The sequence below is a fragment of the Variovorax cryoconiti genome, assembly GCF_051216395.1.
In the GTDB taxonomy this organism is placed as follows: domain Bacteria; phylum Pseudomonadota; class Gammaproteobacteria; order Burkholderiales; family Burkholderiaceae_C; genus Variovorax.
In genome coordinates, this window is the sequence record NZ_JBPJZI010000049.1 from 1 (window position 1) to 1,155 (window position 1,155).

Here is a 1,155-nt window from a genome sequence, read left to right on the forward strand (position 1 = left end):
AAGCCGCAGCTCTTCGGATCGGGCGTCGAAGTCGCCATGAATGGCACGGCGGCCGCCCCCACAGTGGCCGACCCGCGGTCGGAAAAAGGACAGCGGCAGCCTTTCGCACGGCCGATCGACGTGGCAGGCCTGCGCCTGCTCGCCTGGCGCAACGAGGTGAGCTACGACGCGACGATGGGCGCATTTCTCTGGTGGGGCTTCGACGTCGAAGGCACGCCCGATACGGCCGCGGACGCCCTCAACCGCCTGCTGCAGCCAGCCCAGCGAGTCGTGAAGACAGGCGCCGAATGGGCTCGCGCGGAAAACCGGCGGATCGGCGATCCCATCGACGCATGGCGCCGTGGTGGCCAGTCCGGGTCAGTGGCGCAGAAGGGCACGGTCGAGCGCGTGCTGCTCATCGAAGCCGACGAGGCGCCCGGCCGGACCAAAGTCTCCTGCGCCTTGCAAGGCTCCGTCACGCCGCCCTTGCTGGAACGCGTGCGTCCCGACCTTCCCGCATCGCTGCAGCAATGAGCGAAGCCAGCATCAGACTCGTCCTGGCCGCCGCGCTGGGACTGACCATAGCGGGCTGCGCGTCGGTGCCCCTCACGGGCCAGGGCGCATGCCGTGCCGCCAGCAACCTGCCGCTGACCGCCAGCAAGGACGCGTATGTGCAACCGGACCGGGCCGTGGCGCTCTGGACCCGTTGTGTCGAGAGCGGACCGCAGACCGCCATCCTGAAGGGCCTGGCGCTGAAGATGCGCAGCCACGTGAGAAGGCAGCTCGAACAGTACGACGAGGCCATCCAGGACCTCGAAGCATCCCAGCGCCTGATTCCACCCCGCGAGGCCTGGGACTTCATCAACCTCGCGTCGCTGTACCGCGATGCAGGGCAGCCCACCAAGGCACTCGAGCTGCTTCGCAAGATGCAGGACGAGCGGCTCGGCCTGTCGGGCATGCCGGCCTACTACCACTTGGGCAGGACCTTGAGCGAGCTCAAGCAATGGCCCGAAGCGACCGAAGCCTTCACCGAGGGCCTGAGCTATCAACCGAACTATGCGTGGGCTTACCTGTACCGCGCCCTCGCGTACGACGCGCAGGGCCAGCGCGAATTGGCCAGTAAGGATCTCGATCGCGGCAAAGAATTGCTGGGCACCGACGCCAAGCCGGCCGATC

At 67.5% G+C, this 1,155-nt stretch carries 2 protein-coding genes; both read left to right on the plus strand.

Going from position 1 to position 1,155, the window contains the following annotated elements; all coding sequences use genetic code 11:
- On the plus strand, positions 1-513 hold a 513-nt coding region (locus ACSFA2_RS25605; RefSeq protein ID WP_435458138.1), incomplete at its 5' end, for a hypothetical protein.
- On the plus strand, positions 510-1,155 hold a 646-nt coding region (locus tag ACSFA2_RS25610), incomplete at its 3' end, for a tetratricopeptide repeat protein (RefSeq protein WP_435458139.1). The genes ACSFA2_RS25605 and ACSFA2_RS25610, both read left to right, overlap by 4 nt.